The sequence below is a fragment of the Pseudothioclava nitratireducens genome (genome assembly GCF_029210495.1).
Classification (GTDB): domain Bacteria; phylum Pseudomonadota; class Alphaproteobacteria; order Rhodobacterales; family Rhodobacteraceae; genus Pseudothioclava; species Pseudothioclava nitratireducens.
The window spans coordinates 12,861-26,951 of sequence record NZ_JARGDK010000004.1 but is presented as its reverse complement, the minus strand read 5'-3'; the positions used below and the strand labels follow the sequence as shown (position 1 = coordinate 26,951).

At 65.0% G+C, this 14,091-nt stretch carries 14 protein-coding genes; 3 read left to right on the top strand and 11 right to left on the bottom strand.

The window, feature by feature from the left end; all coding sequences use genetic code 11:
* Positions 1-7: 7 nt before the first annotated feature.
* Genes P0X85_RS05755 through tkt form a run of 3 tightly spaced genes read right to left on the bottom strand, consistent with a single transcriptional unit; the run spans position 8 to position 3,884 of the window.
* Complete coding sequence (locus P0X85_RS05755) at positions 8-925, bottom strand: lysophospholipid acyltransferase family protein (RefSeq protein WP_275809897.1); 918 nt, start codon at positions 923-925, stop codon at positions 8-10.
* Entirely contained in the window at positions 922-1,869 is a 948-nt protein-coding gene (locus P0X85_RS05750) for a DMT family transporter (RefSeq protein WP_275809894.1), read from the bottom strand. The genes P0X85_RS05755 and P0X85_RS05750 overlap by 4 nt, the downstream gene beginning before the upstream one ends.
* Entirely contained in the window at positions 1,866-3,884 is a 2,019-nt protein-coding gene (gene tkt / locus P0X85_RS05745) for a transketolase (protein ID WP_275809891.1), read from the bottom strand. The genes P0X85_RS05750 and tkt overlap by 4 nt, the downstream gene beginning before the upstream one ends.
* A 228-nt stretch (positions 3,885-4,112) precedes the next feature.
* On the opposite strand from tkt, the gene P0X85_RS05740 reads away from it, so the two are divergent.
* From P0X85_RS05740 to P0X85_RS05730, 3 genes are read left to right on the top strand one after another with little or no spacing between them, the layout of a single operon-like run.
* On the top strand, positions 4,113-4,652 hold the full coding sequence (locus P0X85_RS05740; RefSeq protein WP_275809888.1) for a hypothetical protein: 540 nt from the start codon (positions 4,113-4,115) through the stop codon (positions 4,650-4,652).
* Positions 4,645-5,022 carry a cell division protein ZapA gene (locus P0X85_RS05735; protein WP_275810643.1) on the top strand — a complete coding sequence of 126 codons (378 nt, stop codon included), beginning with the start codon at positions 4,645-4,647 and terminating at the stop codon, positions 5,020-5,022. Before P0X85_RS05740 ends, P0X85_RS05735 begins: the two co-directional genes overlap by 8 nt.
* Complete coding sequence (locus P0X85_RS05730; protein WP_275809885.1) at positions 5,022-5,369, top strand: MliC family protein; 348 nt, start codon at positions 5,022-5,024, stop codon at positions 5,367-5,369. The genes P0X85_RS05735 and P0X85_RS05730 overlap by 1 nt, the downstream gene beginning before the upstream one ends.
* A gap of 68 nt (positions 5,370-5,437) precedes the next feature.
* Here the strand turns inward: P0X85_RS05730 and purF are convergent, their stop codons facing one another.
* The 8 genes from purF to P0X85_RS05690 form a co-directional block, all read right to left on the bottom strand.
* Positions 5,438-6,910, bottom strand: coding sequence for an amidophosphoribosyltransferase (purF, locus tag P0X85_RS05725; protein ID WP_275809882.1), 1,473 nt, complete (start codon positions 6,908-6,910; stop codon positions 5,438-5,440).
* Positions 6,911-7,035: 125 nt separating this feature from the next.
* Positions 7,036-7,599, bottom strand: coding sequence for a CvpA family protein (locus tag P0X85_RS05720; protein WP_275809879.1), 564 nt, complete (start codon positions 7,597-7,599; stop codon positions 7,036-7,038).
* Between the two features lie 27 nt (positions 7,600-7,626).
* Entirely contained in the window at positions 7,627-8,994 is a 1,368-nt protein-coding gene (gene radA / locus P0X85_RS05715) for a DNA repair protein RadA (RefSeq protein ID WP_275809876.1), read from the bottom strand.
* Positions 8,995-9,097: 103 nt separating this feature from the next.
* The gene (locus P0X85_RS05710) at positions 9,098-9,532 is read right to left on the bottom strand and encodes a paraquat-inducible protein A (RefSeq protein WP_275809873.1); all 435 of its coding nucleotides are present in this window, start codon (positions 9,530-9,532) and stop codon (positions 9,098-9,100) included.
* 183 nt (positions 9,533-9,715) lie between these two features.
* The gene (locus tag P0X85_RS05705) at positions 9,716-10,462 is read right to left on the bottom strand and encodes an ABC transporter ATP-binding protein (protein ID WP_275809870.1); all 747 of its coding nucleotides are present in this window, start codon (positions 10,460-10,462) and stop codon (positions 9,716-9,718) included.
* On the bottom strand, positions 10,459-11,244 hold the full coding sequence (locus tag P0X85_RS05700; protein ID WP_275810640.1) for an MlaE family ABC transporter permease: 786 nt from the start codon (positions 11,242-11,244) through the stop codon (positions 10,459-10,461). Before P0X85_RS05700 ends, P0X85_RS05705 begins: the two co-directional genes overlap by 4 nt.
* Before the next feature lie 5 nt (positions 11,245-11,249).
* The gene (alr, locus tag P0X85_RS05695; protein ID WP_275809867.1) at positions 11,250-12,299 is read right to left on the bottom strand and encodes an alanine racemase; all 1,050 of its coding nucleotides are present in this window, start codon (positions 12,297-12,299) and stop codon (positions 11,250-11,252) included.
* A 95-nt stretch (positions 12,300-12,394) separates the two neighbouring features.
* Positions 12,395-13,879 (bottom strand): replicative DNA helicase, encoded by a 1,485-nt coding sequence (locus P0X85_RS05690; protein WP_275809864.1) that lies wholly within the window; start codon positions 13,877-13,879, stop codon positions 12,395-12,397.
* Positions 13,880-14,091 lie beyond the last annotated feature (212 nt).

The following is a 14,091-nucleotide window of genomic DNA, read 5'->3' as shown; positions in this document are numbered from 1 at the left end:
CGGGCGCTTATGCCTCTGGGTCGTCGTCCGGGGGTGTGGCTGCGGGGGTGTGCGTCACCGCCTTCCAGCGCCGATGCACCCAAAACCACTGATCCATATGCGCGCGCACCAGCGCCTCCAGCCTGTCATTGAGGGCCTGCGTCATCGTCTCCGCATCGCTATGCGGAATCGGCGCTTCGGCGAAGATACGGAAATCGAGCCCGTTCGGCTGGCGGATCGCGTTGATCGGCACCAGCTCCGCGTCCAGTTTCAGTGCCATCTCGGCGGCGGAGGTCGGGGTGTTCGCGGGTTGGCCGAAAAACCGCAGGCGCGGCGCGCGATAGAGGTGCTGATCGAAGCCAAAGGCAACCATCCCGCCCTCCCGCAGGAACCGCAGCATCTGGCCAAGACCTTTGCGGTTGCGGGGAAAAAGAGGTTCGGCGATGGTCGAGATCTGCGCCACATATTGCGCGTTGAAGGCGCGGTTGTTCATCGGGCGATAGATCGCGCCGATCCGGTAGCCGCGCGCCTTGAGGGCCGCGCGCCACGCGTCGTAATTGCCGAAATGCGCCGCTGCCAGAACGATGGGGCGGCCCGCTTCATGCGCCGCTTGCAGAACAGCCGCGCCTTCGCCCTCGATAGACAGATCGGCCACGCGCGTCGTGAATTCGGCACCCGCATAAATTTCGGCCAGCGAGCGCCCGATATTGTCGGGCACCGCGCGGGTCAGCCGCTCGACCTCGGCGGGGGTCAGATCGGGGCAGGTCAGGGCAAGGTTCTCGCGGATACGACTGCGCCAGCCCAAAGGCCCCGCAGCAAGAGACACAAGCCGCCCCGCGACCGCGATCCGACGCGCATAGGGCAGGCGTTGCAGCAGCGCCATCGCGCCGGTGAAAACGCGCGTCCCAAGCCGGTCGCTGAAGCTGCTGTCCTGCGCGGTGGTCATCTGGCCTCTGGGTCGGTTCTGCGCGCGGAACTGGCGCGCTCTCGGGACCAGACATAGAGCCCGGCCCCCACGATCACAAGCGCCCCGAGGATCGTCCACAGGTCGGGCCATTGCCCGAACAGGATGACCCCCCAGAGGCTGGCGAAGATCAGGCCCGAATAGCCAAACGGCGCGAGCACCCCCGCCTCGGCCAGCGCATAGGCGCGGATCAGGAGCGCCTGACTGACCGTTCCGGCCAGTCCGAGAAGGCCGAAAATCCACAGATCGGCCAACGCAATCGGCTGCCAGACAAAGGGCAGGGCGAGCGAACTGACGGCGGTGCCGATATAGGCCGCCCAGATCTGCGAGGTCGCATTGGAATCGCGCCGCACGTGGCGGGTGAGGAGCATCCCGGCGGCGAAACTCGCGGCGGCGACAAGGGCGAGTGAGGCGCCGGGGCTCACGTCGCCAAAACCCGGCCGCAGGATGATCAGCGCCCCGCCAAAGGCCGCGACGATCCCGAAGATGCGGTGGATGCCCAGCCGCTCGCCCAGAAAAAGCGCGGCCCCCAGTGTCACCAGCACCGGGTTCAGATCGCCAAGCGCGGTGGCCTGCGCAAGCGTCGCATAGCGCAGCGCGAAGAAGAAGGACGCAATCGCGGCAAGCTGGGCGAGCGAACGCATGATTTGCGCGCGAGGGTGATAGCTCTGCAAATGCCGGGGCAGGCTGCGCGCATAAAGCACCGTCACGAAGCCCGCGTTGATCGCAAAGCGCGCCCAGACTACGAGCAACGGATCATAGCCCCGCTCGCCCAAGAGCTTCGCCAGCGCATCCATCAGGGTCAGCGCGACAAAGCCAAGCAGCACAAGCCCGATCGCGGCCCCGGTGCGCGGCGCGAGGGTTTCAATGACAGAGGGGGCCGCAACCGGCCCCCCCTTGAGATTGGTGCGGGTGCCGCGGATCACAGCATCGCCTTGACCTTGGCGGCGATCGCCTCGGGGGTGATGCCGAATTCCGCATAGAGACGATCCGCCGGGGCCGAAGCGCCGAAATCGGACATTCCGACGAAATCGGCCTTACCTTCACGGCCGCGCTCTCCAAGCAGCCAGCGATCCCACGGCTGACGCACGGCGGCCTCGACGGCGACGCGCACCGCGCCTGCGGGCAGAACCTTGCGGCGGTAAGCCTCGTCTTGCTGCGCGAACAGCTCCATGCAGGGGACCGAGACCACGCGGGTGCCGATGGCTTCGGCCTGAAGCAGGTCACGGGCTTTCAGCGCGATCTCCACCTCGGAACCGGTCGCCATCAGGATCGCCTGGCGCTTGCCAGCGGCCTCTTCGATCACATAGGCGCCTTTGGCGACCATGTTCTGGTTGGTGTGCTTGGTGCGCAGCGTCGGCAGGTTCTGACGCGAGAGCGCCAGCACCGAGGGCGTGCGCGCCTGCGTCATCGCGATTTCCCACGCTTCCGCCGTCTCGACCACATCCGCCGGGCGGAAGGTGAGCGTGTTCGGTGTCGCGCGGCAGATCGCCAGATGCTCGACCGGCTGGTGCGTCGGGCCGTCTTCGCCCAGACCGATGGAGTCGTGCGTCATCACATAGACCGCCGGGATGCCCATCAGCGCCGAGAGACGCATTGCCCCACGCGCGTAATCGGTGAAGCAGAAGAACGTGCCGCCATAGGGGCGCACGCCGCCATGCAGCCACAACCCGTTCATCGCCGCCGCCATACCGTGCTCGCGGATGCCGTAGTTGACATAGCGGCCTTTGCGGTTGTCGGGGTTGAAGACTTCGAGATCCTTGGTCTTGGTCAGGTTCGAGCCGGTCAGGTCCGCCGAGCCGCCGATGGTCTCGGGGCAGGCGGGGTTGATCACGCCCAGCACCATTTCAGAGGCCTTGCGGGTCGCAACCTTGGGGGCCGCCTCGGATTGCTCTTTCTTGAACTTGCGGATCGCGCCGGCCAGCTTCTTCGACACACTGCCGGTGACCTGACGCTCGAACTCGGCGCGTTTGGCTTCGGAAAGGGCGTTGAAACGTGCGGTCCACTCGGCATGCTCAGCCGCCCCTTTGGAGCCGATCGCTTCCCAAGCCGACTTTACATCCGCCGGAATCTCGAACGGGCCATGCGGCCAGCCGTAGATTTCCTTGGTGGCGGCGATCTCCGCGTCACCGAGCGGCGCGCCGTGGGCGGCATAGCTGTCGGCCTTGTTCGGCGAGCCGAAGCCGATGAAGGTCTTGCAGTCGACCAGAACCGGACCCTTGGCCTTCTTGGCCTTGGTCAGGGCGCGGTCGATATCCTCGGGGTCGTGCCCGTCGCAGGCCAGAACGGTCCAGCCCGACGCCTCGAAGCGCTTGTGCTGATCGGTCTTGTCCGAGATCGACACGCGCCCGTCGATGGTGATGTCGTTATTGTCCCACAGCACGATCAGGTTCGAGAGTTCCTGCATGCCCGCGAGGCCGATCGCCTCCTGGCTGATGCCTTCCATGAGGCAACCGTCGCCCGCGATCACCCAGGTGCGGTGATCCACAAGCTTCTTGCCAAAGCGCGCCTGCATCGACTGCTCGGCGATGGCCATGCCGACAGCGGTCGAGATGCCCTGACCCAGCGGGCCGGTGGTGGTTTCGACGCCCTCGAGATGGCCGTATTCCGGGTGACCGGCGGTGCGTGCGCCCCACTGACGGAAGTTCTTGATCTCGTCGAGCGTGGTCTGCTTGTAGCCGGTCAGGTAGAGCAGCGCGTAAAGCAGCATCGAGCCGTGACCCGCCGAAAGAACGAAGCGGTCGCGGTCTGCCCAGTTCGGCGCGGAGGCGTCGAACTTCAGGTGGTTGCGGAACAGAACGGTTGCCACATCGGCCATGCCCATCGGCATACCGGGGTGACCCGAATTCGCGGCCTGAACGGCATCCATGGCAAGCGCACGGATCGCCGAGGCAAGCTTCCAGTGGTCGGGGTGTTGGGCGCGGAGCGTGGCGATATCCAAGGCGTGATCCTCTTCGCAGGCGATGTTGGCGATAACTTGCGTCCTGATAGCAGGGAATGGGGCAGGATCAAGCCTTTGCCCCAAGTCCTTGATGCAAAAGGGTGGGCTTGGGGCCGGGCTTTTGGTTAAACTCGCCCGAAGCGGTCCCGTCTGCGCGATTCGTGCGTGAGGGGCGGCATTGCGGGGCCTCTGGCCCTTGCACAACGAGCAGAACGGGGGCTGTGCGGAATGAGTGACATTGCCGAGTTTGAACGCCGGATCGGGTTCGCGCTGGAGCGGATCGAACGCGGCTTTGCGACGGTCAAGGCCCGGGCGGAGCAATCTGCGGAAACGCCTGCCGCAGCGGCTGCACCTGCCGCGCAAGACAGTGGCGAGATGTCCGACCTGCGCGAGGCGCTCGACGCGGAGCGCACCGCCAATGCCCAACTCTCCGAGCGTGTCCGCGCGATCCGCGAGAAGCAGGAAACGACGCTCTCCGCGATGGAGAAAAAGCTGGGTGCGATGACCCGCGCGCATGAGGCCGCTCAAACAGAGATCACCCGGCTCAAGCGCGCCAATGCCGATCTGGTTGCCGCCAATGCCGCGCTGGTCGAGGCTGGGGCAGAACCGGCCCCGCATCTCATCAACCGCGCCATGCAGGCAGAGCTGGAAAGCCTGCGCGCCGCGCGGGCGGCCGAGGCGGCGGAGCTTGACGATATTCTGAGCGGCATCGCGCCCCTGCTGGAGCAGGCCGAGGCCGCAGCGACGGAGGCCAATGACCATGCCTGAGGTGAAGATCACGATCGGCGGGCGCACATTCGATGTGGCCTGTCAGGAGGGCGAGGAGCATTTCCTGCAATCGGCGGCGGCGATGCTGGATGCCGAGGCCTCGACCATCACCGGCCAGATCGGACGGCTGCCTGAGGCCAAGATGCTTCTGATGGCGGGGCTGATGCTGGCCGACAAGGCCGCCAGCGTCGATGACGAGAACCGCACGGTGAAACAGCGCATCGCGGCGCTCGAGGCCGAACTGGCCGAGGCGCGGGCAAATCCGGCCCGTGTCGAAGTGCCGGTCATCCCGAGCGAGATTTCGGACACGATGGCCGAACTGGCTGCGCGCGCAGAGGCTCTGGCCGATACGATCGAAGAAAGCGCGTGATGCGGCTTGCGCGGTCGGGCGCGGCGCTGGTTCTGGCTTGCGCGGGATCGGCGGCTGTCGCAGTCGATGTGAGTCAGCTCGACTATGGCTGCGAGCGTGGGGCGCAGGTGGCCGCGATCTATATCTCCGACACCGATCCGGCTCTGGCGATCCTCCAGATCGAGGGGCGGCAGGTGGTGTTCCAGAATGTGCCCAGCGGTTCCGGCGCGCGCTATGCCGAAGACCCGGCGCGGGAGATCGGATATATCTGGTGGACCAAGGGCGATGAGGCATTCCTGACGTGGCATGCCGAGGATGGCCAGGAAACGGACCTTTTGCGCGATTGTCGTATCACGCCTACAGAGTAAACGGCCCGCCCCGGAAAGCCAAAAGCGCGCCCGGAGGCGCGCTTTTCGTTTGAAGAGATGGGGCGCGGTTACTCGGCCGCCTTCATCTCGAAGCCTTTGGCAAGCTGATCGCTGGGCGCGACCGGATACTCTCCCGAGAAGCACGCGTCGCAATATTGCGGGCAGGCATTGTTGCGGCCCTGCGCAGCACCGGCGGCGCGATAGAGCCCGTCGAGCGAGATGAACTTGAGGCTGTCGACGCCGACCCAGTCGCGCATCTCGTCCTCGGTCATCCGCGCGGCCAGCAGCTTCTCGCGGTCAGGTGTGTCCACCCCGTAGAAACACGGCCACGCGGTCGGCGGGCTGGCGATGCGGAAATGCACCTCTGCCGCGCCCGCATCGAGGATCATCTCCTTGATCTTGCGCGAGGTGGTGCCGCGCACGACCGAGTCGTCCACGAGGATCACCCGCTTGCCCTTGATCAGCGCCTTGTTGACGTTGAGCTTGAGCCGCACGCCCATGTTGCGGATATGCTCGGTCGGCTCGATGAAGGTGCGGCCCATATACTGGTTGCGCGTGATGCCAAGCGCGAAGGGGATACCGCTTTCCTGACTGAAGCCGATGGCGGCAGGGGTGCCGCTATCGGGCACCGGGCAGACCAGATCGGCCTCGACCGGGGCCTCGCGCGCCAGTTCAACGCCGATTTGCAGACGGGTTTCATAGACCGAACGCCCGCCGATGATGCTGTCGGGGCGCGAGAAATACACATGCTCGAAAATGCAGAACCGGCTGCCCGTTTCACCGAAGGGGCGCGAGGATTGAATCTTGCCGTCCTGAATGACGACCATCTCGCCCGGCTCGATCTCGCGGACGAATTCGGCACCGATGATGTCGAGCCCGCAGGTTTCGGACGAGAGCACATAGCCGTTGTCGCCCAGACGGCCAAGCACCAGCGGACGCACGCCCAGCGGGTCGCGCACGCCGATCAGCTTGGTGCGGGTCATGGCGACGACCGAGAACGCCCCCTCGACCCGGCGCAGCGCATCGGCGATGCGGTCCGCATGGGATTTCTGGAACGAGCGCGCCATCAGGTGAATGATACATTCCGAATCCGAGCTGGACTGGAAGATCGCGCCATGCTCGATCAGCTCGCGGCGAAGCTGGTCGGCATTGGTCAGGTTGCCGTTATGCGCAATCGCTGCGCCGCCCATCGAGAACTCGCCGAAGAAGGGCTGCACATCGCGGATCACGGCGGCCTTGGACCCGGCGGTCGAGTAGCGCACATGCCCGATCGACAGCGAGCCGGGCAGGGTCTCCATCAGCGAGGCCTTGGTGAAATTGTCGCGCACATAGCCAAAGCGGTGGGCCGAGTTGAAGCCCTTCTCGGTGTCGTGGACGATAATGCCCCCGGCTTCCTGGCCACGGTGTTGCAGGGCATGCATCCCGAGCGCCACGAAATTCGCGGCATCCGCCACGCCGATCACGCCAAAGACGCCGCATTCTTCCTTGAGCTTGTCGTCATCGAACGGGTGCGACAGGAACGGGCTGGCCGGTTGGGTCATGGGGAGGCTCCGATTCCGGGTGGGCTTGCGCGCCCATTTAAAGCGAAACGGGAAGGGTGTTAACCCCTCCCGCCATGAAATCCGTCATCGAACCGTCACTATTTCGGTCAGTTCGACCGCTTGGCTCAGTTCGCCGCCGGTGCGGTGCATTTCGACACCAGCTCTTCGTAGCGCGCCACGATCCAGCCGGGTGCGTCGTCGGGCATGGTGTCATCCATCTGCCCGCTCATCCGAGAAAAGACCTTGGCCGAGCGCGACTCCTGCACCATCGGGATATCGGCGGTGGTGACGTTCTTATAGACAACAAAGGCCACAGCCACGAGCACCACGCCACGCAGGACGCCGAACAGGAAGCCCAGCCCCTGATCGACCCCGCCGAGCGCCGAGCGCTGCACTGCCGAGGCGAACAGCGGCGTCAGGATCGAGAACACCACGAGCGAAAGGGCGAAGACAGCGGCAAAGCCCGCAATCGTCGCCAGCTCGCAGCTGTCGCCAAGGAATTTGTCCAGAACCGGGATCTGCGCGATCAGCGGGCGGGCAGCATCGGCAAACATATAGGCGACGACGGCCGAGGCGATCCAGCCGAGGATCGCCAGCCCTTCGCGCACGAAACCGCGGCTATAGGCCAGAATGGCGGACAGAATGATGATGGCCGCCACGATGGCGTCGATGATGGTAAAGCCGTCCATGCGGTCTCCCGGTCCCTTCGTGGCGCATCAACCCGCGCCGAACATGTCCCCAACGAATGTCACGAGGTCAGGTAGCCTGCGCATCCGCATTCCCTCGCCACTGTCGGCTTTGGTCCGATCAGGGGCGATGGCTTGTGAGAAACCAAGTTTTTCAGCCTCTTTCAACCTGTTTTCCGCCTGACCTACGGGCCGAAGGGCACCCGAGAGGCTGATTTCGCCGAAAATCACCATATCGGCAGGCAGCGCGACATCCTCGCGCGCGGACAAGAGCGCGGCAGCGAGCGCCAGATCGGCGGCCGGTTCGAGCACCTTCATGCCGCCAGCCACGTTCAGGAACACATCGAGCCCGGCGAATGGGATACCGCAGCGCGATTCCAGCACGGCGAGGATCGTCGAGACGCGCCCGCTGTCGAGGCCCACCACCGTGCGGCGCGGCGAGGCGAGCGAGGAGGGGGCGACGAGCGCCTGAATCTCGGTCAGGACCGGGCGGGTGCCCTCGATGCCCGCAAAGACCGCAGAGCCGGGCGCGGTCTGCCCGCGTTCGGACAGGAACAGCGCGGAGGGGTTCGCGACCTCGGCCAGCCCGCCGCCGGTCATCTCGAAAACGCCGATCTCGCCTGCCGGGCCGAAGCGGTTTTTGACCGCGCGCAGGATGCGGAACTGATGCCCGCGCTCGCCCTCGAAATAGAGCACCGTATCGACCATGTGCTCGACCACGCGGGGGCCGGCGATCTGACCCTCCTTGGTGACATGCCCGACAAGGATCACCGCCGTGCCGCGCCGCTTGGCGAAGGTCACCAGCTCATGGCAGGCCGCGCGCACCTGCGAGACGGAGCCCGGCGCGCTTTCGACCATGTCGGCCCACATCGTCTGGATCGAGTCGATGATCACGAGGTCGGGCTTCTCGGCTTCGAGCGTGGTGAGGATGTCACGCAGATTGGTCTCGGTGGCGAGCCGCACGGGCGCATCCGCAAGCCCCAGACGTTGCGCGCGCATGCGCACCTGGGCGGAGGCCTCTTCGCCAGAAATATACATGCAGTTCAGACCGTTGCGGGCAAAACTTGCAGTGGCTTGCAAGAGCAGGGTGGACTTGCCGATCCCCGGATCGCCGCCCACAAGGATCGCCGAAGCCGGTACCAACCCGCCGCCAAGAACACGGTCGAGTTCGGCCAGCCCTGATTGTGTGCGCGGTGGCGGCGCCTCTTGGCTGGCCAGTGTGGTGAGCGGGATCACGCGCCCCTTGGCCGCGCCGAGCGTCTTGCCCGAGGGACCCGCCGAGAGCGGCGCCTCTTCGGTGATGGTGTTCCATTCGCCGCAGGCATCGCATTTGCCGTTCCACTTCTTGTGGACGGCGCCGCAGGCGGAGCAGGTATAGGAGAGGGTCGATTTTGCCATGGCGTAAGATTGCAGAACATCACGCGAACATCAAGGGGGAAGGGCGCTGCCCCTCCGGGTCTTGCGGCCCGTTCATCCCGGAGTATTTCGGGTTTGATGAAGCTCAGGACCGGGGCTTGCGGCTCTCGAGGATCGAGATCGCCAGCGAGGCGAGAACGCAGGCGGTGAAGAGATAAAGACCCCAGCCAGTCTCGACCCGGCCCACGCCCACGCCCTTGGCCAGCACGATATAGAGTGCGATCAGAAAGATGTCGGCCATGGCCAGCTTGCCGAACAGCGTCAGCGCGGGCAGCAGCCGCGGCGAGGCGAGGCGGAATTGCACGAGCGCGAGGCCGAGCGTTTTCAGGTAGGGCGCAAAGAGGGCAAAGAAGGTTACAAGAAGTGCCAGTGCGATGTCCTTTTGCCAAAGCGCCTGAAGCCCGGACATCACAGAGATAGCGTCGAGATCGAAGAAGGGCAGCAGACCCGCGCGCAAGAGGGGCGCAAACCAAGCGATGGGAAACAGCACCAGAAGCGCTAGATTGGCATATTTCAGCATTGGGTGAGCGCCTGCGTCCTGAACTGCTTGTCTCTGACGGTCTTGGGGTGATGCGATAACCGCGCTGGCCGTCCGCTTATTCATAGCGGCGTGCATCCCGGAGGTCACGCAGATCCTTGCCGTGTCCCTTGGGACCAGATGCACACGGACGCGGGTGTGATCTCGCCGCGCTTGGCGGTCCGGTTAGCGCAGGGACTCGATCGGGCCGTCGGGGCGTCCGTGGATGAACTGTTGGACGTAAGGGTCTGATGTCGTGTCCATTTCCGCGATTTCACCAGTCCAGCGCACCTTGCCGCCATGAAGCATCGCCACGCGGTCCGAAATCGCGCGCACCGAGGTCATGTCATGGGTGATAGTCATGGCAGTCGCGCCCATTTCGGTGACGATTTCGCGGATCAACTCGTTGATGACGCCCGCCATGATCGGGTCGAGCCCGGTGGTGGGTTCATCGAAAAAGATGATCTCCGGCTCTGCGGCGATGGCGCGGGCGAGGCTCACGCGTTTCTGCATGCCGCCCGACAATTCGGCCGGGTAGAGGTCAGCGACCTGCGGGCCGAGGCCTACACGGCGCAGCTTCTCGATGGCGATCTCGCGGGCCTCGGCCTTGGGCCGCTTGAGCGCGCCACGCAGCAGGCGAAAGGCCACGTTTTGCCAGACGGTGAGACTGTCGAAGAGCGCGCCACCCTGAAACAGCATACCGAAGCGCGCGAGAAACGCGTCGCGGTCGCCCGTTGTAACGTCCTGCCCGTCGAGCGTGATCGTCCCGCCATCGGGGCGCACCAGCCCGAGGATGCATTTCAAGAGCACCGATTTTCCGGTGCCAGAGCCGCCGATGATCACCATGCTCTCACCGCGCGGGATCGTCAGATCCACGCCGCGCAGCACATGGTTCGAGCCGAAGGATTTGGTGACGCCCTGAAGTTCGATCATGCCGAGAAGAAGACCTCCGTCAGCAGATAGTTGGCGGCTAGGATTGCGACCGAGGCGCCGACCACGGCGGATTTGGTGGCCCGGCCCACGCCTTGCGCGCCACGCGCCGAATTCATCCCGTGATAACAGCCCATCACCGCGATGATGAAGCCGAAGGCGGCCCCCTTCACAAGGCCCGATCCGACATCCCAGAACTCGAGATATTCCCACGTATTTTTGAGATATGTCGCGGAATTGAAGCCAAGCCGTCCGGTGCCGACCAACCAGCCACCCATGATCCCGATCACGTCACCCACGCCCACAAGAACCGGCACGGTGAGCGTGGCAGCCAGCACCCGCGGCACAGTGAGATATTTCATCGGATGCGTCGAGAGCGTCACCAGCGCGTCGATCTGCTCGGTGACTTTCATCGTCCCGATCTCGGCGGCGATGGAGCTGGCCACCCGCGCCGCCACCATCAGGCCCGCCATGACCGGGCCAAGCTCACGGACCATGCCAATGGCGGTGATCGAAGGCACGACGGCCTCGGCCGAGAAACGCGCGCCGCCCGCATAGATCTGTAGCGCGAGCGCCGCCCCCGTGAAGAGCGCTGTCAGTCCGACCACCGGCAGCGACAGCCAGCCGATTTGCAGGCAGGCGGCAAGGAATTCCCGGATATAGAAGGGCGGGCGGAGCAGGTGGCTGAGTGTCTGGCCCGCGAAGATCGCAAGCCGCCCGGTCGAGGCCAGCGCGCCCAGAACGGCCCGGCCTAGCCCGGCCAGCGGCGCCGCGAACGGCGCCAGCGCGCTCACGCGCCGCCCCCGTGATAGTGGCGGGCATAGCGCGGCCCGAGGCCGGTCAGGATCTCGTAGCCGATGGTTTGCGCCACATCCGCGAGATCATCCACGCCTTGTTCGGCGCAAATCAGGTCGAGGCTGCGGGGCACATCGCTCAGATGGGTCACATCGACAGTGATCAGGTCCATGGAGACCCGGCCCACGACAGGGCAGGGCACACCGTCGGCCCAGAGCGTCGCGCAGCCCGAGAGGGTGCGGTGTATGCCATCCGCGTAGCCGGCCGCAACGGTCGCGATCTGGCTGTCGATCTCGGCCTCCCAGGTGTTCGAATAGCCGACCGTTTCCCCCTGCGCGACGTCGCGCAATTGGATCACCGGGAGTGAGAGGCGGACCACAGGCTGAGCCTCTTCAAACGGAAGCCCGCCATACAGCCCAATACCCGGGCGCGTCACGTCGAAATGATAGTCCGGCCCCAGCAGGATCCCGCCCGTCGCCGAGAGTGAACGCGGCACGCCGATCCCATCCGTCATGCGGCGGAACTCGGCCAGTTGGGCGGCGTTCATCGGGTGCTCGGGCGCGTCGGCGCAGGCCAGATGCGACATCACGAGGCGCGGCTCGGCGCCCAGAACGATCGGCGCGACGGCTTCCCATTCGCCCGCTTCCATGCCGAGCCGGTTCATGCCTGTGTCGAGCTGCACGCCAAAGGGCGCGCCGGGCAGGGCCTCGAAATGCCGGGTGACCTGTTCGAGCGAGTTGAGCATCGGGATCAGGCCAAGATCGCCGATCATGTCCGTATCGCCCGCCATATGCCCGGAAAACACAAAGATTTCAGGCCCTTCTCCGATGGCTTGACGCAGTGCCACGCCCTCTTCTGCGACCGCTACGAAGAACTTGCGCGCGCCCGCGCGCATCAGCGCCCGTGCCACCCGATCCGCGCCCAGCCCATAGCTGTTGGCCTTGACCACCGCGCCCGTTTCCGTGCCGGGGCCAGAGGCCGCGTCCAGCGCGCGCCAGTTGGCGATGATTGCGTCGAGGTCGATACGAAGAGATGCGTTTGCCATGGCGACTTTGTTGAGCGCGCCGCGCCCGAGGTCAAGCGGAAAGGCGCGCTTGGGCGCCTTGCCGCGTCAGTGTTGCGCCCGAGCGAAGGGGCGGCTTAGAACCCGTCGCCCCCATCGCCCTGCCAGGGCTGTGCAAGATCCGAGAAGCGGGTGAAGCGGCCCTCGAAGGCAACCTCGACCGTGCCGATCGGCCCGTGACGTTGCTTGCCGAGGATAACCTCGGCCTTGCCGTGCACACGCTCGGCCTTCTGCATCCATTCGACAAAGCTCGGATCGTCCTCCGGGGGCTTGAGGCGCTCGTGGTAATATTCGTCGCGGTAGACGAACATCACCACGTCGGCATCCTGCTCGATCGAACCCGATTCCCGAAGGTCAGACAGTTGCGGGCGCTTGTCTTCGCGGCTTTCCACCGTCCGGCTGAGCTGCGAGAGCGCCATGACGGGGATGTTCAGTTCCTTGGCGATGGCCTTGAGGCCCATCGAGATTTCCGCGATTTCCTGCACCCGGTTGTCGCCCTTGCCGGTGCCGCGCAGCAGTTGGAGGTAGTCGACGATTACCACGTCGAGCCCATGCGTCCGCTTCAGCCGGCGGCAGCGGGCCGCCACCTGCGAGATCGGCAGGGCAGGCGTGTCGTCGATATAAAGCGGACAGGTTTCCAGCGCCTTCGCGGCCTCGACGAAGCGCCGGAACTCGGCCTCGGTCATGTCGCCCCGGCGAATTTGTTCCGAGGGCACTTCGGAGGCTTCGGAGAGAATCCGGGCGGCCAATTGTTCGGCCGACATCTCTAGCGAGAAGAACCCGACGACGCCACCCTCGATCGCGCCTTCGACCCCGTCATGGCGAATGCCGCGCTTATAGGCCTTGGCGATGTTGAAGGCGATGTTGGTCGCCAGCGAGGTTTTCCCCATCGAGGGACGCCCGGCGAGGATCAGAAGGTCGGAAGGGTGCAGCCCGCCCAGCTTCTTGTCGAGATCGCGCAGCCCCGTCGAAACACCCGCCAGACCGCCATCGCGCTTATAGGCGGCGTTCGCCGATTGCACGGCCTCGGTCACGGCCTTGAGAAAGCTGACAAAGCCCTTATCGGCCTGACCCTGCTCGGCGAGGTTATATAGCTTCTGCTCGGCGGCGGTGATCTGCTCTTTGGGATCGTCCTGCACGTCGATGGATTTCGCCCGCGCAGAAATGTCGCCGCCCAGACGGATCAGCTCACGCCGGACGGCGAGTTCGTAGATCATCTGCGCGTAATCGCGGGCCGCATAGGCCGAGATGGCCGCGCCCGCCAACCGCGCTAGATAGGCCGGGCCGCCCAGTTCCTTCAGGCCCTCGTCATCTTCAAGAAATGCCTTCAGCGTCACCGGCGAGGCCAGCGCGTTCTTCTGGATGCGCGCGATCGCGACCTCGTAGATGCGCTGGTGCACCGGCTCGAAGAAATGCTCGGGCTTCATGATCGCTGCGACGCGGTCATAGATGTCGTTATTCGTCAGGATCGCGCCCAAGAGCTGCTGCTCGGCCTCGATATTATGGGGGAGCGCATCCTCGTTCGCGGGCTGCGCCTGAATCGGAAGGGTTGCGTCGTTCATCTCTGCCTCGAATTCCTGCCCTGCCTCTTAGCCCGGATCGGGGCAAACCGGTAACGGTATAACTCTGGGGATAACCCTGTCGCGCGAGCGGCGTTTAGGCTCTGTCTGGTAGGGTATCCACCGCAAGCCTACCATATCTGGGGGGTTCGGGGAAACCGCCACGATTCCCCGCCCGGTTTTTCCCAAACTGATCCACAGATCGGCCCACAGAT

Excerpts from the sequence above, each read along its gene's own strand:
- P0X85_RS05755 (WP_275809897.1), bottom strand. The coding sequence starts at position 925 with ATGACCACCGCGCAGGACAGCAGCTTCAGCGACCGGCTTGGGACGCGC.
- P0X85_RS05740 (WP_275809888.1), top strand. The coding sequence starts at position 4,113 with ATGAGTGACATTGCCGAGTTTGAACGCCGGATCGGGTTCGCGCTGGAG.
- P0X85_RS05735 (WP_275810643.1), top strand. The coding sequence starts at position 4,645 with ATGCCTGAGGTGAAGATCACGATCGGCGGGCGCACATTCGATGTGGCC.
- P0X85_RS05730 (WP_275809885.1), top strand. The coding sequence starts at position 5,022 with ATGCGGCTTGCGCGGTCGGGCGCGGCGCTGGTTCTGGCTTGCGCGGGA.
- purF (WP_275809882.1), bottom strand. The coding sequence starts at position 6,910 with ATGACCCAACCGGCCAGCCCGTTCCTGTCGCACCCGTTCGATGACGAC.
- P0X85_RS05720 (WP_275809879.1), bottom strand. The coding sequence starts at position 7,599 with ATGGACGGCTTTACCATCATCGACGCCATCGTGGCGGCCATCATCATT.
- radA (WP_275809876.1), bottom strand. The coding sequence starts at position 8,994 with ATGGCAAAATCGACCCTCTCCTATACCTGCTCCGCCTGCGGCGCCGTC.
- P0X85_RS05710 (WP_275809873.1), bottom strand. The coding sequence starts at position 9,532 with ATGCTGAAATATGCCAATCTAGCGCTTCTGGTGCTGTTTCCCATCGCT.
- P0X85_RS05705 (WP_275809870.1), bottom strand. The coding sequence starts at position 10,462 with ATGATCGAACTTCAGGGCGTCACCAAATCCTTCGGCTCGAACCATGTG.
- alr (WP_275809867.1), bottom strand. The coding sequence starts at position 12,299 with ATGGCAAACGCATCTCTTCGTATCGACCTCGACGCAATCATCGCCAAC.
- P0X85_RS05690 (WP_275809864.1), bottom strand. The coding sequence starts at position 13,879 with ATGAACGACGCAACCCTTCCGATTCAGGCGCAGCCCGCGAACGAGGAT.